The organism is Planctomyces sp. SH-PL14 (genome assembly GCF_001610835.1).
GTDB lineage: Bacteria > Planctomycetota > Planctomycetia > Planctomycetales > Planctomycetaceae > Planctomyces_A.
In genome coordinates this window covers 7,664,621-7,685,937 of the sequence record NZ_CP011270.1, presented here as the reverse complement: position 1 = coordinate 7,685,937, position 21,317 = coordinate 7,664,621, and the positions used below count along the sequence as shown (strand labels likewise).

The following is a 21,317-nucleotide window of genomic DNA, read 5'->3' as shown; positions in this document are numbered from 1 at the left end:
GGGCGGGGCCTGGGGCGACATTCTGACATGAATGGTGCGCACTTCAATCGGAGTGGCCCGAACGCCGTCCTCGCCGGCACGACGTTGTTTGCTCAAACCCAATGTGCGACGGCAGCCGGGGTCAAGGGGGCAACCCCTTGCCGCCGGAGGCGCTTCGATGAGGAACCGTGGTCAGCAACGGATGCTCCCTTTGTGGTAACAGCTATGAGGACTCCCTCAATCGACACAGCTGGCTTTGCAATCCCCGCGGGTTTGGTGTGGGGGCATGCGGCACGTTGTCCGCGCTTGGACACTCACTCCTTCAGACATCTCTCGACGAGACGGCCTCCGGCGGGCAAAGGGGCGTCGCCCCTCTGCACTCCCCACCAGGGGTGACCCCCTGGACCCCGGTTCACCTGCACGATGAATCATCCGTCTGCCTCGACGGCAGTCCGCTCCCCCGGCAAAATGAAAGTTTCCCGATGCGTCCGCCCGCCTTCCCGAATTCACCAGTCGATGCGCCGTTCCTTCACACTGATCTCCCCGCTCTCCATCGTGGTCTGCGGCCTCCTGTCCCTCGGACTCGCCGCGACCTTCGCCGCCGAACCGGCCTACAACCCGCCCATCGCCCCCGCCTCCAACGAAGCGGAACTCTCGTTGAAGGGCTTCCAGATCCCCAAGGAAATGACCGGCTCCGTCTGGGCCGCCGAACCTCTGCTCGCCAACCCCGTGGCGATCGCCATCGACGAACAGGGCCGCCTCTTCGTCGCCGAAACCTTCCGCCAGGAGAAAGGGGTCGAAGACAACCGCAGCCACATGAACTGGCTCAACGACGACCTGTCCCTCCAGACGGTCGAAGACCGGGCCGCCATGTTCCGGAAGCACCTGGGTGACAAAGTCGCCGGCTACGGCAAGGAACACGACCGCATCCGCCGCCTCGTCGACACCGACGGCGACGGCAAGGCCGACCAGTCGACCGTCTACGCCGACGGCTTCAACGACATCCTCGACGGCACCGGTGCGGGGCTTTTGGCCCGCCGGGGAATCGTCTACTTCACCTGCATCCCCAAGCTCTGGATGCTGAAGGACACCAACAACGACGGTGTCGCGGAAGAAAAGACCGCCCTCCATCACGGCTACGGCGTCCGCGTCGCCTTCCGCGGTCACGACCTCCACGGCCTGACGCTCGGACCGGACGGCCGGATCTACTTCAGCATCGGCGACCGCGGCTACAACATCGATTTCGAAGGAAAAAAGCTCGTCCGCCCCGACACCGGCGCCGTCTTCCGCTGCGAGCCGGACGGGTCGCATCTGGAAGTCTTCGCCCACGGCCTCCGCAACCCGCAGGAGCTGGCGTTCGACGACCACGGCAACCTCTTCACCTGCGACAACAACTCTGACGGCGGTGACAAAGCCCGCTGGACCTACATCGTCGAAGGGGGCGATATCGGCTGGCGGATGTACTACCAGTACCTCGCCGACCGCGGCCCGTGGAACCGGGAACGGATCTGGCACCCGTACAAAGAAGACCACGTCGCCTACACCGTCCCGCCGATCGCCAATTTTTCGGACGGTCCCTCTGGTCTGGCCTACTATCCCGGCGTCGGACTGCCCGACCGCTACCAGGGTCACTTCTTCCTCGTCGACTTCCGCGGCCAGCCGGGGAACAGCGGCGTCCGCTCCTTTGGTCTCAAGCCGAACGGTGCGACGTTCGAGATGACGGACGCCCACGAGTTCCTGTGGCACATTCTCGCCACCGACGTCGAGTTCGGTTACGACGGCGGCTTCTATCTCTCCGACTGGGTCAACGGCTGGTCGGGCCTCGGCAAAGGGCGGATCTACCGCTTCGAAGCTCCTGAAGCAGCCAAGAACCCGGCGATCGCCAACGCCGCCACACTCATGCGGGAAGGTTTCACTCAGCGGAATGCCGACGAGCTCGGCCGCCTCCTGAGCCACGCCGACCGCCGCGTCCGCCTCGAAGCCCAGATCGCGATGGCCGAGAACGGCTTTGAACAAGAACTGGTCCACCTCACCGCCGCTCCCGCCAGTGACGTCGTTCGGCGTCACGCCATCTGGGGTCTCGGCCAGCGCGCTCGTGGCGGCTCGGCCCCGGCCCAGAAGCAGCTCACAGTGCTCCTCAAGGACGCCGATCCGGAAATCCGGGCCCAGGCGGCCCGCGTCCTCGGCGACTCGGCCCGCCAGCCCGCCGCCGATGCCACGAGCGATCTCACCGCGCTCCTCCGCGACGACTCGCTCCGCGTCCGGAGCCTGGCCGCTCTGGCGGTGGGACAGCTTGTCGAGCGCGGCCTGCTAGACGGCGGCTCGTTCCTCGACCCGCTGTGCGAAGTCCTCCGTGAGAACGCCAACCGCGACCCAGTCATTCGCCACGCCGCAACGCTCGCTCTCGCCCGGTCGACCAAGGCCGCGGCGTTGGCGGAACTCGCCCGGCATCCCGTGGCCGCCGTACGGCTCGGCGGCGTGGTCGCCCTCCGCCGTCAGAAGTCCCCCGAGTTGTCCCGCTTCCTGAACGACGTCGATCCGCAGATCCTCGTGGAAGCCGCGCGGGCCATCTACGACGAAGGAATCCGCGATGCCTGGCCGGCCCTCGCCGCCCTCGCCAGCCGATCGACCTCAAGCCTCCCGAAAGACCTGCAGGACGGCCTCGTCCGGCGGACCCTGGCCGCCAACTTCCAACTCGGCACCGCCGAAGCCGCCGGGCGCGTCGCCCGCCTCGCCGCCGATCCCGACCTCCCCGCCAACCTGCGGCAGGAGGCAATCGAAGAACTTAAGCTCTGGCCCAATGAAGTCCTCCTCGACCGTGTGACCGGAGAGCATCGCCCGCGTCCCAAGCACAACGGCGACGACGTCGCGGCCGCTCTCAAGCCGGTCCTCGGCGGCCTGTTCACCGGCGGCGACGCCATCCGCAAGGCCTCCGCCAGCCTCGCGGCGCAGTACGGCATCAAGGAAGTGGGACCGGTCCTCGCCGGGATCCTCGCCGACACCTCCCACTCCGCCGAAGCCCGCGCCGCCGCCCTCCAGGCGATCTCGGACCTGAAGTCCCCCAAAGCGGGCGACCTCGCCTCGACCTTCCTCACCGATCCCGAAAAGCTCGTCCGAATCCAGGCCCGTCGCGCCATCGTCCGCGTCCGCCCCGAAGAAGCGGTCCCCCTCCTCAGCAAAGCCCTCGACTCCGGCGACGCCACGGAGAAGCAGGCGGCCATCGCCGACCTCGCGGCCCGCAAGTCGAAAGAGGCGGACGACGTCCTGAAGTCCTGGCTCGATCGCCTCGCCAAAGGCGAAGTCGAGCCGGCCATCCAGCTCGACCTCCTCGAAGCGGGACGAGCCCGGCCGGACCTGAAGTCCATGGTCGAAGCCTGGGAGAAGACCCTCCCGGCCGACGATGAAGTCGCCCGCTACCGCGTCGCTCTGCTCGGAGGAAACGCCGAGCGCGGCCGCGAGCTGTTCTTCGGCCGCGGCGACCTCTCCTGCCGCCGCTGCCACACCGCCGGAGGCGAAGGGGGCGCGGTCGGTCCGGAGCTGACGAAGATCGCCCAGGACAAGCCGCGGGAGTATCTCCTGGAGTCGATCGTTGTCCCCAACAAGGCGATCGCCAAAGGCTTCGAGTCCCTGATCGTCCTCACCACCAGCGGCCAGAGCTACTCCGGCATCGTCAAGGAGTCGACCGACAAGGAACTCAAGCTCATGCTCGCCGACGGCAGCGTCGTGACGATCGCCAAGGACGAGATCGACGAGACCGCCAAAGGAATCAGCGGCATGCCGAGCGACATCGTCAAGAAGATGTCGCTCACCGACCTCCGCGACCTCGTCGAGTACCTGTCGACGCTGAAGTAGCGTGGGAGGTGTCAGAGGCCAGGTATTCGGTGTCAGGGGCTGTTTGGATGCTCACACTAGCCCGAAGCGCGAGCGAGGGAATTCGCTCCTCGCTCGCGCTTCGGGCGGCCAAGCTGATGACAGAGGATTGCGCGGTCCTTTTTGAACCACAGAGAGACGCGGAAAGATCACCGAGAAAGAGACGTCTCCGGATTAGCGATCATTAGCGACAATGAGTGTTCCCAATCGCTTTCAAGAAAAGAAAGGGAGGAACACTGATCTCCGCTAATTTTCACTAATCCGGAGGCAGGACAGACCAGGCTGTGAGGTCGGCATTCCCCTGCCTTGATCTGTGTGTATCTGTGTTCATCTGTGGCCCCCATTCTCCCTCTCCCTCTGTGAGTCTCCGCACTCTCTGTGGTTCAGACTCCCTCGTCGGCCGGCGCGAAGTCGTTGCGTGCGGATTGGCCGATCCGAGGTCCGCTCACTATTGTGTCCCCACGACGTCCCGATGGCCTGCGGGCCGGTCGCACAACGTCGCACACACGGGGGTTTGAGATGCTCCGCTCGATCGGACTGATTGTCGCCACGGGATGGCTGCTCTTCGCGACCTGCTCTCTCCCCGCGGCCGCGGCCGAAACCAAGTCCTACGACGTCGTCATCTACGGCGGCACCTCCGGCGGCGTCGCCGCCGCCATCCAGGCCGCCAGGATGGGAAAATCGGTCGTCCTCATCGAGCCCAAGCAGCACCTCGGCGGCCTGACCGTCAGCGGCCTCGGCTCCACCGACTCCGGAGACAAGTCCGTCATCGGCGGCCTGTCGCGGAACTTCTACCAGCGAATCAAAAAGCACTACGAGAACGACGCCGCCTGGGTCCAGGAGAAGCGGGACAACTACAAGCCATTCCGCGCCGCCGATGACGCCATGTGGACCTTCGAACCCAAAGTCGCCGAAGCGACCCTCAAAGCCATGCTCGGCGAAGTCAAAGTCGACATCGTCCTCGGCGAATGGCTCGAGCGCGAAAACGGCGTAAAAAAAGAGGGCGCCCGGATCGTCTCCCTCACCACGAAGTCCGGCAAAACGTTCGCCGGCAAGCAGTTCATCGACACGACCTACGAGGGGGACCTGATGCAGGCCGCCGAGGTCTGGTACTCGATCGGCCGCGAGTCGAATGAGAAGTACGGCGAAACGATCAACGGCGTCCAGGTCTCGCGATCGCACCAGTTCATCAAGCCGGTCGACCCGTTCGTCAAGCCGGGCGACAAGACCAGCGGACTGCTCCCCGGCATCTTCCCCACGCTCGCTCCGGCCGGATCCGAGGACAATCGGATGCAGGCCTACAACTACCGCGTCTGCATCACGGACAACAAGGAGAATCAGGTTCCGTTCGCCAAGCCCGAGGGCTACGACCCGCAGTACTTCGAACTGCTGTTCCGGAACTTCGAGGCGGGCGATCCGCGGCTGCCGCTCTCCATCGGGATGATGCCCAACCGGAAGACGGACGTGAACAACAACCACGCCGTCTCGACCGACTTCATCAGCATGAACTACGACTACCCGGACGGCGACGACGAGCAGCGGGAAGAGATCCTCAAGCTGCACGAGATGTACGTCCGCGGCCTGTTCTGGGTCCTGGCCACGCACGACCGCGTCCCGGAGAACATCAAAAAGGAAGTCTCCCGCTGGGGCTGGGCCAAAGACGAGTTCACCGACAACGGCCACTTTCCCTTCTGGTGCTACATCCGCGAAGGCCGCCGGATGATCGGCGACTACGTCCAGACCGAGCAGGACTGCCGCCGCCAGAGGATCTGTCCCGATCCGGTCGGGATGGGCTCCTACAATATGGACTCCCACAACTGCCAGCGGTTCGTCGACGAGACCGGCCACGTCCGCAACGAAGGGGACGTCCAGGTCAGCCCCGGCGGCCCGTACCTGATCTCCTACAAGGCGATCGTGCCGAAGAAGAAGGAGTGCACCAACCTCTTCGTCCCGGTCTGCCTCTCCTGCTCGCACATCGCTTATGGCTCGATCCGGATGGAGCCGGTGTTCATGATCCTCGGCGAATCGGCCGCCACCGCCGCCAGTCTCTGCATCGACGACGGCATCGCGGTTCAGGACCTGGAGTACGCCCGGCTCCGCAAGCATCTCGACGCCCAGGGCCAGGTCCTGACGATCCCCGCCGGCCGCGGCCCGTCCCAACCGCCGCTCGATCCGAAGAAGCTCCCCGGAATCGTCGTCGACGACGCGGACGCGAAGAAGACCGGCGACTGGCCGATCGGCACCACGATCCACGGCTATGTCGGCGAGGGATACGCCCACGACGCGCATGAGGCGGTGGGGGAAAAGAAAGTCCGTTACGAGCTGCCGATCACGAAGCCCGGCCAGTACGAGCTCCGCATGAGCTACACGGCCAACGGCAACCGCGCCTCCAACGTCCCGGTCACTATCTACCACGCCGGCGGCACCGATCTGGTGACGGTCAACCAGAAGAAGGCTCCGAAGATCGACAACGTGTGGACCTCGCTCGGGACGTTCGAGCTCAATGGTAAGTCGGCGGTCGAGATCGCCAACATCAATGCGGACGGCCACGTCATCGCGGACGCTATCCAGGCGCTGCCGGCGAAGTAATGGAGATGGGGGGCCTGGCTGGCCACCCAGGAACGAGTCGCCCATGTCCATTGATCAACCAGACGTTATCGACGTCATCGGAAGCGATCCGGCAACCGGCGCCGCGATCTTGTGCATCTCAGACCATTTGGACTGGGACGACGAGGCGGGCCATTTGCAGTTGCTTCAGGACAAGATCAACGCCTATCTCCGCTTCATCGAAGGAGGAGAACTCGATGAGCTCTATCCGACGGCGACTGAGCGAACGGTTACGATTCAGGTTGTCGGACAATATGAGCAGCCCGAGATCGCGCAAGCGTTCATGAGGGAAGCGGGGAAGATTGTTTCCCAGGCGGGATATGATCTTCGCTTTCGCCAGCTGGACAACTGAGTACACGTTGTACTTGGAGAGCCGCTTCTCCCTCCGAATGCTCGTCAAACTGTCTCCAGGCCGTATGGCGCAGCAACCTTCGCCAGCCATAGCGTCTGATCGAGAGGAACCGTCGCCACGACGTGGGAGATGTCATGGACCAGCTAGCCGCCTTGAGTGAGTGGTATCGCGCACAGTGCGACGGCGATTGGGAACATCACTACGGGATCCGCATCGAGACGTGCGACAATCCCGGCTGGATCGTCCGCATCGACCTGACGGGAACAGCGCTCGCCTCAAGACGCTTTGTCCCCATTGCCAACCACATCGGTGCAGACGGTCATCCGATCGGCTCGCAGTGGCTGGATTGCTCGGTCGAATCGGGTGTCTGGCGCGGGGCAGGCGATGAATCGAAGCTCACAGCCATCCTCGACGCGTTTCTGACCTGGACCGCGCAGCCCGCTTGAGTCGCGAAAGCGAGGCCCGCGCCGCCGTCCGGAGGAATCGACGGCGAGGTCGCTGTGCAATCCGATCACCGTGCTCCAGAATCGACGCCCGGAGGTCGCCAGGCTCGCGCGAGTTCTCCATCACGGCCTTGAGGGGCAGCCGGCATGATGTTGCGACAGAGTCGATTCCTCGTTGTCCGTCTGGTTCCGCAACTGCTGGTCATACTGGCCGTCGGAGCGGCCGCGATGCCTGTGCCGGCTGCTGACCCGGTTCCCGGAATACTGGACCGTTCTGAAATCAACCCGGAGACCATCCTCGAGCCGCTCAAAGACGGACCGGTCACGTCATCGCAGATGCCGGCGTTGGACACATCCGACTTCAAGGTCCACATCTCCATCGAAGCGGACCACACGGCCTCTCACGACCAGGGGGACCTCGTCAGCCTCTGGAACCCCAAAACGCGGCACGGCTTCACGCTCGGCCTGCGGAACAACACCGGCAGCACCACCAGCCAGGCCAACTGGCGACAGCTGCAGTTCGGCATCGACGCCGGAACCGAGCCGACCTGGCGCGATGAAGGCCGCCCCGGGGCGGCCATCCTCGGGTTCTCGATCGCCGTCCACGACGGGAACCTGTACGTCGGCACCTGCGAAACCGGCGACGCCCCCGGTCAGGTCTACCGCTACGCCGGTCCCGGGAAATGGGAGCCGCTCGGCCAGCTCGATAGTTCCAACACCGTCACCGCGCTCGCCGCCTTCGAAGGTCAGCTCTACGCCGGAACCGGAAAGTACCGCCTCGCTGGCTCCGCGCTCACGGAATCGACCAACGCGACTCCGGGGGGCAAGGTCTACCGCTTCGTCCGCCCCGGCGAATGGGAGCTGGTCGGCGAACTTCCGCAAACGGAAGCGGTCGCCGCCCTCGTCACCTACGACGGCAAACTCTACGCCTCGTCTCTCTACCGCCCGGCCGGCTTCTTCCGGTACGACGGCGGCAAAACCTGGACATCCCTCCCCACCCCCGGCGGCCGCCGCGTGAACGCCCTGGGAGTCCACGGCGGCCACCTCTACGCCACCAGCTACGACAGCGGCGCGGTCTACCGTTTCAACGGCACCGAGTGGACGGACCTCGGCCTCGTCGATCAGGACGTCACGCAGAACTACTCCTTCGCCACCTGGCAGAACGCGCTGCACGTCAGCACCTGGCCCAGCGGGAAGGTCTATCGCCTCGGTCCCGCCGACCGCTGGCTCGACACCGGCCGCCTCGGGGAAGAGCAGGAGGTCATGGGGATGCTCGTCCACAATGGCGCGTTCTACGCCGGAACGCTGCCGAAAGCCGAAGTCTACCGCCATGACAGCGACACAACCTGGACGCGTCTCAAACAGCTCGACGAAACCCCGGACGTCAAATTCCGCCGCGTCTGGACGATGGCGACCTACCAGGGCCGCCTCTTCACCACAGCACTCCCCTCAGGCAAAGTCTGGTCAATGTCCGCCGGCGCCCTTCTCACGCACGACCGCGAACTCGGCCCCGGCTGGCACGAAATCCTGGCGGAGCGGCAGGGTCAAAAGCTCCGCCTGACCGTCGACGACGAACTCGTCGCCGAAGCGGACGTGCCGGAACTCTCCCTGACGACAGAAGGCCTGGAACTCAAAGTCGGCGAAGGCCCCCGCGGCCGCTTCCCTGGCCGCCTGACGAACGTCTGGTTTGAGCGGAAGCAGTAAGCGGGTGATGCTCGTAGTGCCGCGGCAGATGGCAGCTCGCCGGGGTGAGACAGAACTTGCAATCATCAATAGAGTGAAGACGCTCTCAGAGGGACGGCCGGACGACGTGCAGTGTTGCGCATTCGTCCCGTGAACGACGCACCGCGAACACACAGCTGCTCAGAACGGCCCCCTTCTGTTCTCAGAGTCGATCGGGCCACGGCAGTCGATCTGCCGCTCGTTCACAAGTCTTCGGAGGCAAGAATCCCGCAGCAGCGATCTTCGTGTACATCGCATCGGGAAGCTGGGGACGCACCAGCCAACAGCCGAGAAACGCCGATGCCGATTGAGAAGCGGCCGAGGGGCCCCGCTTGATGAGGGCCACGTTCTGATCTCAGAAGCCCCATCCATTGGGCATCCAGTCCGACGAATAGCAAACCCACGCGCCGCCAACGGATTCAAATCCAAGGTGGAGAACGCCCGTCGAACGAATGTAGGTCGCCGTGATGGAAGGGCTGTGCTGTCCGGCGTAGTCCACCCCGGGGTTTCCGTAGTATCCCTCGCGTTCGTGCGAGGGAGGGCCGAACCGTTCGTAAAGGGATGGCTTCGTCTGCCCCACGTACTGTCCGCTGACAGGCCATCGGCCGGCGTCGAGTGGATCAAACGGGGTCCGGTAGAACGTCACCATCAGCGAGAACAAGACCGCTAACCCCACCCCGGCCCAGGCCGCAGTCGTTCGACGCCGACGTGTCCACACGTTCCTGCCTCGCTGGTGAAGTCGTTCTGGGGGCCAATCGGACACGGTCGACGCGAAGAGGTGAGGGGGGCATCTCGCACCGAACCGCGCCTGGACACTCACTCCTTCAGACAACTCTCGACGGCCAGGCCTCCGGCGGGCAAGGGGGGCTGCCCCCCTTGCATCCCCCACCAGGGCATCCGCCCTGGACCCGGTGGGCGAATGACATCGGTTTGCGCAAAGGACACCCGTCCGCCGGGCACGCTCTCCAAGCATAAGTCGCGAGACCGGCCCTCCGGTCTACCTTCAGCCTTCCGCCTTAAGCCTCGCCACTCCCCTCCCCACACGATTGTCTCCCTCGCATCAGCGAGCCACAATGCGAGCTCTCCCATCCTGATTCTTCTCTGTCGCACAGAAAGCACTCGATATGACGCGATTGTGGACTCGGCTGGCGTGCGCCGCGCTCGCCCTCGGCTCCGCCTCCGCCGGCATCGCCCGCGCGGAAGCCCCCAAAACTCTCGAAATCAAGCCGGGCGAAACCGTCGTCCTCATCGGCAACACCCTCGCCGAACGGATGCTCTACTTCCCGGACTTCGAAGTCCTCCTCCACGCCCGCTTCCCCGAGCACAAACTCGTCTTCCGCAACCTCGGCTGGTCCGCCGACGAACTCACCCTCCGCCCCCGCTCCCAGGACTTCAAGGACCACGGCCACAACCTCGAAGACCACAAGCCCCAGGTCCTCCTCGCCGCCTTCGGCTTCAACGAGTCCTTCGGCGGCAAGAACGGCCTCGCCAAGTTCGAAAAAGACCTCGCCGACTTCATCAAGCAGTCGACGACCACCAAGTACGACGGCCAGAACCCGCCCCGCCTCGTCCTCCTCACGCCGATCGCCAACGAGGACCACGCCGGCCGCAAGATCCTTGCCGGCAAAATGAACAACGAACAGATCGCGACCTACGTCGCCGCGATGAAGACGATCGCCGCCGCGCACGACATCCAGTGCGTCGACCTCTTCGAGCCATCCCAGGCCCTCTATGCCAAGGCCAACGCCGATGGCAAGTACCTCACGATCAACGGCTGCCACCTCAGCGCCGAAGGCTACCGGCAGCTCGCCCCGGTCCTCGACGAAGCCCTCTTCGGCAAGGCCCCGGCCCCCAAGGGGGACCTCAAGAAGATCAAGGCGGAAGTCGCCGAGAAGAACCTCCAGTTCTTCTACGACTACCGCGCCGTCAACGGGTTCTACATCTACGGTGGCCGCAAGAACCCGTTCGGCGTCGTCAACTTCCCAGCCGAGTTCAAGAAGCTCCGGAAGATGATCGCCAACCGCGACGAGCGGATCTGGCAGGCCGCCCAGGGCAAAGACCTCCCGGCCAAGATCGACGACGGCAACACCGGCGAGTTCACGACGATCGAGACGAACTTCAAGAACGAAGTCGCCCTCACTTCGCCGGATGAAGCCCAGAAGTCCTTCACCCTCGCCCCGGACTTCGAGATCACCTGCTTCGCTTCCGAGAAGGATTTTCCGGATCTGCAGGACCCGGTCGCCTTCGTCTTCGACAACAAGGGGCGGCTGTGGGTCACCTGCTGCCCCTCCTACCCGATGTACCTCCCCGGCACGCCGCCGAACGACAAGATCCTGATCCTGGAAGACACCAACGGCGACGGTAAGGCGGACAAGCAGACGGTCTTCGCCGACGGCCTGCACCTGCCGATCGGAATCGAGCTCGGCGATGGGGGCGCGTACGTCTCGGCCCAGCCGAGCCTGATGTTCCTGCCGGACAAGGACGGCGACGACAAGGCGGACTCCAAGGAACTCGTCCTGCACGGCTTCGACTCCGCCGACTCCCACCACTCGATCAGCGCCTTCGAGTGGGGCCCCGGGGGAGACATGTACTTTGAGGAAGGAACCTTCCACCACACGCAGATCGAAACCCCCTACGGCCCCGAGCGGGTCAAGAACGCCGGCGTCTTCCGCTACGAGCCGCGGACCGACAAGGTCGACATCCATGTCTCGTACGGCTTCGCCAACCCGTGGGGCTACTGCTTCGACAAGTGGGGCCAGGACTTCTGTGCCGATGCCTCGGGCGGAGCGAACTACGTCGCCGCCGCCTTCTCGGGCGACGTCGACTATCCCCGCAAGCACCCGGGTCTCAAGCAGTTCCTCGTGAAGCAGTGGCGGCCCACCTGCGGCTGCCAGTTCGTCTCCAGCCGGCACTTCCCGGATGAGATGCAGGGGGACTACCTGCTCAACAACTGCATCAGCTTCCAGGGGACGCTCCAGTACCGGATGAAGGACGAAGCAAGCGGATTCGCCGCTGATCCGGTCGAGCCGCTGATGCGGAGCGCCGACCCGAACTTCCGGCCGGTCGATCTCGACTTCGCTCCGGACGGATCGCTCTACATTCTCGACTGGTACAACCCGCTGATCGGGCACATGCAGCACTCGGTCCGCGACCCGAAGCGGGACCACACCCACGGCCGCGTCTGGCGGATCACCTACAAGAAGAAGCCGCTCGTCGAGCCGGTGCGGATCGCTGGTGAGCCGATTGAAAAGCTGCTCGATGGCCTGAAGACCTATGAAGACCGGACCCGCTACCGCGTTCGCCGCGAGCTGCGGGGCCGTCCGACGAAGGACGTGATGGCGGCCGTCGATAAGGTGGCAGCGTCGCTGCAGGGGGACGATGAAGCGACTCAGCACCTCCTTGTCGAACTGCTGTGGGTGAAGCAGCACCACGACGTCGTCGATGAGACGCTGCTCGACCGGGCTCTGACGTCGAAGGACGGCCGGGCCCGTGCGGCGGGTGTCCGGGTTCTCTGCCAGTGGCGGGACCGGGTGAAGGAGCCGCTGAAGAAGCTGGAAGCGGCGGTCAACGATGAGCATCCGCGGGTGCGGCTGGAAGGGGTGCGGACGCTGAGCTTCTTTGGGAGCCAGGACGCGCTCGACATCGCCGTGCAGGTGCTGATCCACCCGACGGACGAGTACATCGATTACGTCCTCAAGGAAACGACTGCCACGCTGGAAGGCCGGATCAAGGCCAACCCGCAGGCGAGCGCCCAGTAAGGCGGGCGGCGACTGTCAGCAATGTGCATCCAGCCGGCCGGTTCTGTTCGAGTGTTCCTCGGACGGGACCGGCCGGTGTTTTGTTACTGCACCAAACCCATACCGGGTCCAGGGGCACCCTGGTGGGGAGTGCAGAGGGGCAACGCCCCTTTGCCCGCCGGAGGCCTGGCCGTCGAGAACTGTCTGAAGGAGCACGTGTCCAGGCGCGGACACCGTGCCGTATGCCCCCACACCAACCCGCGGGGACTGCAGAGCGAGCGGTGAGTCCGCAACGCCGGTTCCGCAAAACGGCCGCCCGCCGATAGAGGGAGACAATCAGACGGAAGCGCCGCGATCCGCCGCCGGGGGCCAGTCCTCAAAGCGGGTAAGGCGGTCCCGCAGGACGACGAAGAGCGTCCCGGCCACGAGGTCGGCGGTCGTCCCCGGGTTCCGCTGGTTGCCTTCGGCACGGAGCCAGCGATCGAATTTCTGGAACAGGCGGATGCTGCCGTCGGTCTCCGGCCATCCTTCGGCAAAGATGTGCTGTGCCCACCCCTGAGCCTCTTCGGCGACCTCCTCGCCGCACTTGCGGGTGATGAGCGTGTCGGGCTGCCGCGACAGCATCCACAGGTGGAGGTGGATTACCTGAAGTTCCCAGTCGAGGTGACTGGTGCGAACGAGGATCCCCGCCGACTGCCGCGTCGTGAAGGCGAAGTCAGTGGCGTATTCGGCGGCGATCAGGTCCCGATCCTTCGCGAGCGTCATCGCTTCGAGAAGCGTCATCTGCGGGGCGTCGTGCACATCGCCCCGATCCACTTTGCCGAGTCCGCCGGGGCGGGCGAGCCGGATCGCCTCGTAGACGAGCTCCGCGTCGCGGACGGTCAGCCCCCGCAGGACGTCGCCGATCCCGTCGGTCAGCTTCGCGGTCGGCGGCACCGCCGCGAGCGGCGCGAGGAGCAGGATCATTCCCAGATTCGTGTTCTTCCCGAGCGCGTCGCGGGTCGCCCGGACCGCATCGAGAATCGCCTGCCCGACGCCGATCGCGGCGGCCTGGGCCAGGATCGGCGCGACGAGTTCCGCCGAGGCGACAAAGTCCTGGAACGTCGTGTCGGCGAAGGAGGCCTCGGGATGAACGTTCCCCGCCTTTCGCGCGGAGACCTCCATGAGGCACGCCTGCCGCAGCAGCTCTTCGAGGGACGGAGAGGAGGACGAAACGGTGTGGGAAGTCATGCAACAATCGCCGGGCCGAACGGATCCGCGATGATAGCGTCTTTCCCATCGTCCGCCCCGGCCCCGACGGGGATGCCCGGACGACGATGGGAACGGCCGAGGGACTGTGTTAGTCTCGATCCGTCTGTGGAAACCTCTCCCGGGAACCGCGCCGTCATGTCGACTCCGTCGAGTCCGCCGGTGAATGATCCGACCGCTCTCGCGAAGTACGGCCAGCTCGACTTCGTGGCGCGGCTGATCGTCGAAGGCTACATGCTCGGCCAGCACAAGAGCCCCTTCAAAGGATCGAGCGTCGAGTTCGTCGAGCACCGCCAGTACTACCCGGGGGACGAGATCCGCCACATCGACTGGCGGGCTTACGGCAAGACCGGGAAGTACTACATCAAGGAGTTCGAAGAAGAGACGAACATGCGGGCCTACCTGCTGGTCGATGGTTCCGGCAGCATGGCCTACGCGGGGAAAACGCTCTCCAAGTTCGACTACGCGCGGCACGTCGCGGCGGCCCTCGGCTACCTCCTGCTCTCGCAGCGGGACGCGGTGGGACTGATGACATTCGATACGAAGGTCCGGGAACGCATCGATCCCGCGACGCACCCCTTCACGTTCCGCCGGATCACGCAGAGCCTCCAGTCCTGGAAGCCAGGGGACGAGACGAGCCTCGCGGAAGTCTTCGCCTCGATGCTCCCGCTGATCAAGCGGCGGAGCCTCCTGATCGTCCTCAGCGATTTCTTCGACGACACGGCCAAGCTTCTGGAGGCGATCAAGCAGTTCCGCCACGCCCGCCACGAAGTCCTGCTCCTGCAGATCGTCGCTCCGGAAGAGGAAGATTTTCCCTTCGCGAAGCCGACGCAGTTTCACAGCCTCGAGCAGGAGACGCACCGGATCCTCGTCGATCCGCACCGCCTCCGCGCGATCTATCTCGAGCAGTACCGGGCCCACAACCAGGAGATCGCCCGCATCGCCGGCGTGGCGGGGATGGATTACCAGAAGATCGTGACGACGGAATCGTACGGGAAAACGCTCGGCGTCTATCTCGACGCGCGGACGCGGCGGCTGGGCCGATAGACCGCTGTCGGCTGTCAGCGCTTCGCTGCCGGCCATCAGCGGAATCGGTTCGAGCGACACATGTCGCCCCTGGGCGCCCCATCCAACCCGGCTCCGGCAACGAACTCAGAGCCGGGCTCTCACGTCCCGGGCGGACGCGGCCAGGAACTCGGCCACCGCCGCGGCCTGGGCATCGAAGTAGTCCCAGCCCCAGCCCGTGGCGCCCGCCGGAGTCGTGAGGTCCGCGCGAAAGGGGATGCCGGACGACGAGAGCTTGCTGCACAGCCGCTCCGCCCCGACGTGCCACTGCGGATCACGCGGATCGCAGAGAATCAGCTGATGCTCGGGCCAGTTGAGGGGGTGCAGATGGAGGATCGCCGTCTCCTGCCGGGCCGCTTCGGGGGACTCGAAGAGCTCGTCGAGGATCGTTCCCCGGCCGTGGAGCAGCTGAAAATCGATCGCCGGCGAGACCGCGGCCACGACCGCGAAATCCCGTCCATGACGGTACGCGATGTTGAGCGCCCCCTGGCCCCCCATCCCGATCCCGAACAGGCCGACCGCGGGGCGTGCGACTGCCGCCTCCGCCTCAACCCAGGGAAGCACCTCGTCCACGACATGCGCCATCGGGGACATGCCGGTGAACTCCGGCGTCTCCCGGTCCAGCCACCACGACCGGCCGCCGCGCGGGCAGACGACGAGGAGCGACTGGCGGAGCAGGGCCTCGACATAGGCCCGGCTGCCGGAGAGCCGGTCGCCGGAATAGCCGTGGAGAAAGATCGCCCCGCCCGCGGGGGTGCCCTCAGGGACCAGAACGTCGGCCGTTCGGCCGCCGATCACGAACTCCCGCCAACGGGGTGGGCTGGTCGCATCAGGTGCCGCGGCCGGAGGGATCGACTCAGCCATTCCCGCCCCGTCCGACACCCCGGTAAACGCCGCTCTCGGTCACGACGAGATCCATGTAGATGTCGTGCGACTGCATTGGGATCTCGGGGAACAGCTGGCACTCGAAGGCCAGGGCCACGAGGGGCGTCTGCGGGCGGGCATGCTCCAGGAGCTTGTCGTAATACCCCTTGCCGTGGCCGGTCCGTCCCCCCTTCCGGTCGAACGCCACCCCGGGAACGATGATCAGATCGAGATCGACCACGCCGACCCGCTTGGCATCGACCGAGCGCAACTCCTTTTTTGGCTCCAGGATGCGGTACATCCCCACTTCCAGTTCGTCCATCGACTCCAGATGAAACAGCTCCAGTTCGCCGTCCACGCAGTAGGGAATGACGATCTTCTTGCCGCTGGCGAGGGCCTGCGGGAGCGAATGGCGGGTCCGCACCTCCGCCCGCACGTCGACGTAGAACATGACGGTCGCCGCCGCCTGGTACTCCGGAAGCGCCAGGACCCGGTTCATGATCTCGACGCTGAGGGGATCCTTGTCCGCCAGGGCCTGCCGCGCGGCGTGAGCCTGCTCGCGAATGCGGGTCTTGAGGTCGGCCAGCGTTTCCGTCGGTTCGTTCATGTCGTCTCCCGGTGTCCATTCGAATCCGCGTCGGCGGGAGTCGAAGGGTCGGCGTCCAGTATAGGAACCGGACGGGCGCGAGCCAGAACCCGGCCAGGGAAATGCGCTTCGGGAGGGTGGCAGATTCCGCAGGTTCTCGCGGCCACCACCGCGCGGCATCCGCAATCCCTGCCGAAGTCCAGCGGTCGTCAAGAGCGATTCCGCCATTCCGTTGCGACTCACTTTCGCGTTCCGGGCGCCCCCTGCGTCTCACGCAGGACCTACGCAACACAGAACACGCAAACAAATACCAGACAGACAGTTACACCGACGAACGGAATCGGTTTCGAACGAGAATCGGGCCCCGCTGGTGTCGGAAAAGTGATCCCGAATCGGCCCGAATCCGAGGTCCCGAGCCCCTCGACTCCCTCTTTTCGACCACATGGGGTTGCGGTACCGTCGCCATGAACCACGTCTGTTTCCCGTCTCGGGACCGCGCGCCGGAAGCCTCCGGTCCGCGCGAGTTTCGAAAGCGTCCCCAACCGTCCCCCGTTTCCGCCTGTTCGACATCTCCGGATGCCGGCCAGTCGGGCCCTCTCCTGATCGCACCCCCCTCCTCGGGCACTCGCCCGCAGGCAGCGGCGGATGACTCAGAGGTGCATGGATGAGCCTCGATCACATGAGCAGTCGATCCTCACAGTGGCGTGCCGTGCTGGCACTCTTGCTCGCAATCTTCACCGTCGGCTCCGCCGTGACGGCCCAGGACGGGGCCGCTCCGCCGTACGGCCCCGATGGAGGGGGGCAGCTGCTTCCCATCCAGGACTCGGGGACCCTCGCGGCCCCGTACGGGTACTCGCCCGCCCAGCCCCCGGAGGCGGTCTTCCAGCCTCCGGTCTCGGAAGACGTCGGCGTCGGCGGCATGGGAGTCCTGGGCCGCTTCGGACACATCGCCGGGCCGAACATCGAGCGACAGACGTCGCTGACCTACCTCGACCTCAGCCCATACATCTTCGTCGAGGACACGTACTTCTTCACCGACCTCCGCGGCTTCTACACCAACGAGGACGAAATCGGCGGAAGCACCGGCGTCGGGGCCCGCCACTTCTTCCGGCAGCTCAACACGGTCGTCGGCGGGTCGTTCTGGTACGACATGGACGCCTCCCGGAACGGCGTGCAATTCGACCAGGTCGGCTTCTCCGGCGAGCTCTTCACCGAGTGGCTCGACGTCCGCTTCAACTACTACCAGCCCCAGGGCCAGAAGCGGCGGGACATCTCGACGCAGTTCGTCCCAGGCTCCGTCCGCTTCCAGGGCAACAATATCGCCTTCAACACGTCGACCACCGTCGCGTCCGCCCTTGAGGGGGGGGACCTCACCTTCACGGTGCCGGTCGTCGGCCAGTTCGCCCAGCAGTTCAACACCGAGCTTTCCGCCGGCGTCTACCACTATGAGGCGCGGAACCTCGATCTGGAACGGGTCTGGGGCTGGAAGCTCCGCCTGGACGGCGACCTGTTCGAGAAGGTCGTGCACTCCTTCGTCGAGTTCACGAGCGACAACGTCTTTGACAAGAACGTCGTCTTCGGCATCGACCTCAACTACTGGAACGGACAGGAGTCCCGCCCGCGACTGGGAACGAGCCAGTTCAACCGCATCTCGCAGTGGACCCGCCGCAACCGGAACGTCGTCGCCAACACGCAGGATGTCCTGAATCCCGACCAGCTCGCGACCGACCCGAACGGGAACATCTACAACTTCGTCCACATCCGGAACCTGCCGCCGCCGAACGACAACCCGCCGGCCAACTCGCAGTTCCCGGGAGGGGCGGGAACGATCGACGACCCGTACCGCTACCTGCAGGAGGCGTTCGCCAATTCGCCGCCGCTCCCCGGCACGATCTACTACGTCCATGCCGACAGCGTCTACAACGGCGCCGACCCGCAGACGATCGTCGAGAACCCCCTCATCAACACGCCGATCAACCTGGTCGCCGGGCAGACCGTCCTCGGGGAATCGAACTTCGTCACGAACACGCTGCCGCTGCAGGGCGGGGGGACCATCAACGTTCCCCGCGCCACGCTGGGGGTCAACCGCCCGCTGTTCACCAACCTGAACACCGGCGGCGGCCCGATCGTCAACATGGCGAACAACAGCACCTTCTCGGGCTTCAGCTTCCTCGACTCGGCCACGACCAGCGTCATCAACATCAACGGCGTCGGGAATGTCGTCGCCCGCGACAACGTCATGAACGGAATCACCGGCAACGGGATTACGGTCACCAACGCCTTCGGGACCGTCAGCCTCGACCGGACGCGAGTCGGCGATGACCCCGAGTTCGGTCCCGCCTCGGCCGGTGCCGTGCTCGGCAATTCCCTGGAGATCAATGGCGGCAACGCCCTCATCAGCCTCCAGGAAGGCGAGCTGACCCACATCGGGGCGAACGGGAATTACGCCCTGCGGATGATCAACAACTTCGGAGTCGTCAACCTCACCGGCACGGAGATCGTCGATATCGGCGGCAACGGCGTCCTGATCCAGGGATCCAACGCCCAGACGACCCTCGAGAGCGTCTTCGTCAGCAGTACCGGGGCCAATGCCGGATTCAAGCTGCTCGACTCCTTCGGCAACGTAGCCGTGAACGATTTCATCTTCATCGACGACGTCGGCGGGCCGTCAGTGGAGATCGTCAACTATGACGGCGACTTCACTCAGCTCGGCGACCTGATTATCACCAACCGCAACGACATCGGCGTCCAGATCACGGGCCTCACGATCGACGGCAGCGTGGCGTTCAACGGCCTGACGCAGATCAACATGGGACAGACGGGCCAGAGCGCCGGCGGCGGAACGGCCCTCGGCGACGCGGCGATCAACTTCCAGAGCTCGGGCGGTGCCGTCCGGTTCGGATTCATCGACATCAACGGGAGCCCGCTGGGTGCGGGGATCAACATCGGCGACCGGGCCGGCGTCGCCACCAACAGCGGCAACGCGTCATTCGTCGTCCTCGGCAGCACCTCGATCGACGAGGCCGGGGGTGTCTTCCTGGGAACGCCATCGTCCTCGATCCAGATTCTTAACGATGGTGCGGCGGTCGACTTCGGCTCCACCCTCGTCGGAGGCACGAACCTGATCACGGACCGCACCGATGTGGGGATCGAGATCCGCAATACGACCGGGCCGATCCGGTTCTTCGGAGCGACGAACGTCGACAACACTCTCGCGCAGGTCGAATCGGCGCTGCAGATCTTCGACACCGTTGGCCCCGTCAGCTTCACCGGATTCGCGGCCACGGGTGTTCTCGGCACCGCCCCCACGGCGGCGACTCCACCCATCGCGTTCCCGCCGATCGCCGGTCCGGGCGTCGACATCCGCGACAACACGAGTGTCGGGTTCAACACGCTCAGCGTGACCGGCACCGGGGGCACGATGGTCTACATGCAGGACAACCAGACCGTCTCAACTGGCGGGGGAGCCATCGAAGTCACCAACGGAACCGGGATCGCCGCCGTGCATGTCGACAACACGACACTGCTGAACGGCAACCTGACGTTCGACCGCATCCGGGCCGTCGCGGCCGCGGGGGGAACCAATGCCATCCTCGTGCAGAACCTGGCCGGAGGCTTCACGGTCAACGGCATCGGCACCGCGGCCCAGAATACGATTCAGGGATTCACGGTCGCCGGGGCTCAGTTTGACAACGTCGGCCGGATCGTGCTGCAGAATCAGGTCTACACCGGAAACCCCGGGGGGGCCATCGACGTCAACACGATCAGCGGCACGGGGACGACGAACATCCTGCAGATCCGCAACTCGCAGATCACCAACAACGGCCTCGGAGCCTTCGGCGATGCGGGCGGCCTGAACGCGTTCTCCGTGTTCACCACCACCCTGCAGGGGAACAACTTCAACGCCAACCTGGGCGCCAACCAGATCCGGATCGTCGGAACGACGGACGACGACTACTTCGTCACGATCTCGGACAACAATACGATCAGCGACGGAGGCCTCCGGTCCGGCAACGACATGGTCCGGATCGACGGCCTCACGACGGGCGGGATCCTGCACCTGGACATCTCGGACAACGGGGACACGACGACCCGCACCGGCGGTTTCCAGTCGCAGCGGACGTTCGGCCAGGCCGCCCTGGGAATCGTCTGGCAAGGGGGAATCGCCGACGACTCGGTGGTCCTGAACAACCTGTTCAACATGCAGGGTCAGGCCCACACGGGCTTCGGGATCTTCCAGGGGAACGCGGCCCTCAACAGCGGCATCCAGTACTCCGGAAACGTCCTCCAGACCGGAACCGCCACGACCGGCCCGAACAACTTCAACGGCAGCGTCGGTCTCGACTGGACGTTCAACGCCCAGACGACCGCCCTCATCACCAACAACTTCGGCTTCGACGCCCAGGGGAATTCGACCATCGCCGGATTCCAGATGGGAGGAATCCTGAGCACGGCCATGCTGCTGCAGTTCGATGGCGCGAACAGCGACGTCACGATCCAGAGCAACCTGATCAACTTCTCGAACAACGCCACCTTCGGAACGGCCGTGGCGGTCAATCAGGTCGTCGGCAACGTCAACTCGACGTACAACATCGGTCTGAACGTCATCAACCTGTTCGACCTCAACACCCTCGACGAAGTCGGCTTCGACTTCTCCGGCGTGCAGGCCGGAACCGTCGTCCTGGTCAACCAGGGGGACAACCTCATTCAGACCCAGAACGGCGGCGGGTTCACGGGAATCGTCGCCCCTGGCGGAACGACCACCGGTCAGATCAGCATCAACGGGACCCTGGTCCCCTGATCGCCGGACAAAAGCGGACAAAACACTCCGGGTGGCTTAGCCG

Annotated in this window: 11 protein-coding genes; 8 read left to right on the top strand and 3 right to left on the bottom strand. The window is 65.0% G+C overall.

Going from position 1 to position 21,317, the window contains the following annotated elements; genetic code table 11:
- Positions 1 to 495 precede the first annotated feature (495 nt).
- From VT03_RS29570 to VT03_RS29540, 6 genes are all read left to right on the top strand, one after another.
- A complete protein-coding gene (locus tag VT03_RS29570; protein ID WP_075096333.1) occupies positions 496 to 3,831 on the top strand; it encodes a PVC-type heme-binding CxxCH protein in 3,336 nt (1,111 codons plus the stop codon).
- Positions 3,832 to 4,368: 537 nt separating this feature from the next.
- Positions 4,369 to 6,438, top strand: a complete 2,070-nt coding sequence (locus VT03_RS29565) for an FAD-dependent oxidoreductase (RefSeq protein ID WP_075096332.1) — start codon at positions 4,369 to 4,371, stop codon at positions 6,436 to 6,438.
- 43 nt (positions 6,439 to 6,481) lie between these two features.
- On the top strand, positions 6,482 to 6,808 hold the full coding sequence (locus VT03_RS29560; RefSeq protein WP_075096331.1) for a DUF6572 domain-containing protein: 327 nt from the start codon (positions 6,482 to 6,484) through the stop codon (positions 6,806 to 6,808).
- Positions 6,809 to 6,942: 134 nt separating this feature from the next.
- Positions 6,943 to 7,254 (top strand): immunity 53 family protein, encoded by a 312-nt coding sequence (locus VT03_RS29555; protein WP_075096330.1) that lies wholly within the window; start codon positions 6,943 to 6,945, stop codon positions 7,252 to 7,254.
- 144 nt (positions 7,255 to 7,398) lie between these two features.
- Positions 7,399 to 8,955, top strand: coding sequence for a hypothetical protein (locus VT03_RS29550; protein WP_075096329.1), 1,557 nt, complete (start codon positions 7,399 to 7,401; stop codon positions 8,953 to 8,955).
- A 1,142-nt stretch (positions 8,956 to 10,097) separates the two neighbouring features.
- Complete coding sequence (locus VT03_RS29540) at positions 10,098 to 12,731, top strand: PVC-type heme-binding CxxCH protein (RefSeq protein WP_075096327.1); 2,634 nt, start codon at positions 10,098 to 10,100, stop codon at positions 12,729 to 12,731.
- A gap of 315 nt (positions 12,732 to 13,046) precedes the next feature.
- On the opposite strand, the gene VT03_RS29535 is transcribed toward VT03_RS29540, so the two are convergent.
- Entirely contained in the window at positions 13,047 to 13,940 is an 894-nt protein-coding gene (locus tag VT03_RS29535; RefSeq protein WP_075096326.1) for a triphosphoribosyl-dephospho-CoA synthase, read from the bottom strand.
- A 156-nt stretch (positions 13,941 to 14,096) separates the two neighbouring features.
- Between VT03_RS29535 and VT03_RS29530 the strand changes: the two genes are divergently transcribed.
- Positions 14,097 to 15,005, top strand: coding sequence for a DUF58 domain-containing protein (locus VT03_RS29530; RefSeq protein ID WP_075096325.1), 909 nt, complete (start codon positions 14,097 to 14,099; stop codon positions 15,003 to 15,005).
- A 105-nt stretch (positions 15,006 to 15,110) separates the two neighbouring features.
- Here VT03_RS29530 and VT03_RS29525 read toward each other — a convergent pair whose 3' ends face one another.
- Together VT03_RS29525 and VT03_RS29520 are read right to left on the bottom strand one after the other, a co-directional pair.
- Positions 15,111 to 15,887 (bottom strand): alpha/beta hydrolase-fold protein, encoded by a 777-nt coding sequence (locus tag VT03_RS29525; protein WP_082846636.1) that lies wholly within the window; start codon positions 15,885 to 15,887, stop codon positions 15,111 to 15,113.
- Positions 15,880 to 16,494: a 5-formyltetrahydrofolate cyclo-ligase gene (locus VT03_RS29520; protein WP_075096323.1), complete on the bottom strand. Its 615-nt coding sequence runs from the start codon at positions 16,492 to 16,494 to the stop codon at positions 15,880 to 15,882. Before VT03_RS29520 ends, VT03_RS29525 begins: the two co-directional genes overlap by 8 nt.
- 658 nt (positions 16,495 to 17,152) lie before the next feature.
- On the opposite strand from VT03_RS29520, the gene VT03_RS29515 reads away from it, so the two are divergent.
- Positions 17,153 to 21,274: a beta strand repeat-containing protein gene (locus VT03_RS29515; protein ID WP_156514843.1), complete on the top strand. Its 4,122-nt coding sequence runs from the start codon at positions 17,153 to 17,155 to the stop codon at positions 21,272 to 21,274.
- The last annotated feature ends 43 nt before the right edge of the window (positions 21,275 to 21,317 follow it).

What these genes read in the sequence shown, in the direction of transcription:
- VT03_RS29520 (WP_075096323.1), bottom strand. Translation starts at nt 16,494, where the DNA reads ATGAACGAACCGACGGAAACGCTGGCCGACCTCAAGACCCGCATTCGC.
- VT03_RS29550 (WP_075096329.1), top strand. Translation starts at nt 7,399, where the DNA reads ATGATGTTGCGACAGAGTCGATTCCTCGTTGTCCGTCTGGTTCCGCAA.
- VT03_RS29525 (WP_082846636.1), bottom strand. Translation starts at nt 15,887, where the DNA reads ATGGCTGAGTCGATCCCTCCGGCCGCGGCACCTGATGCGACCAGCCCA.
- VT03_RS29515 (WP_156514843.1), top strand. Translation starts at nt 17,153, where the DNA reads ATGAGCAGTCGATCCTCACAGTGGCGTGCCGTGCTGGCACTCTTGCTC.
- VT03_RS29535 (WP_075096326.1), bottom strand. Translation starts at nt 13,940, where the DNA reads ATGACTTCCCACACCGTTTCGTCCTCCTCTCCGTCCCTCGAAGAGCTG.
- VT03_RS29565 (WP_075096332.1), top strand. Translation starts at nt 4,369, where the DNA reads ATGCTCCGCTCGATCGGACTGATTGTCGCCACGGGATGGCTGCTCTTC.
- VT03_RS29560 (WP_075096331.1), top strand. Translation starts at nt 6,482, where the DNA reads ATGTCCATTGATCAACCAGACGTTATCGACGTCATCGGAAGCGATCCG.
- VT03_RS29570 (WP_075096333.1), top strand. Translation starts at nt 496, where the DNA reads ATGCGCCGTTCCTTCACACTGATCTCCCCGCTCTCCATCGTGGTCTGC.
- VT03_RS29530 (WP_075096325.1), top strand. Translation starts at nt 14,097, where the DNA reads ATGTCGACTCCGTCGAGTCCGCCGGTGAATGATCCGACCGCTCTCGCG.
- VT03_RS29555 (WP_075096330.1), top strand. Translation starts at nt 6,943, where the DNA reads ATGGACCAGCTAGCCGCCTTGAGTGAGTGGTATCGCGCACAGTGCGAC.
- VT03_RS29540 (WP_075096327.1), top strand. Translation starts at nt 10,098, where the DNA reads ATGACGCGATTGTGGACTCGGCTGGCGTGCGCCGCGCTCGCCCTCGGC.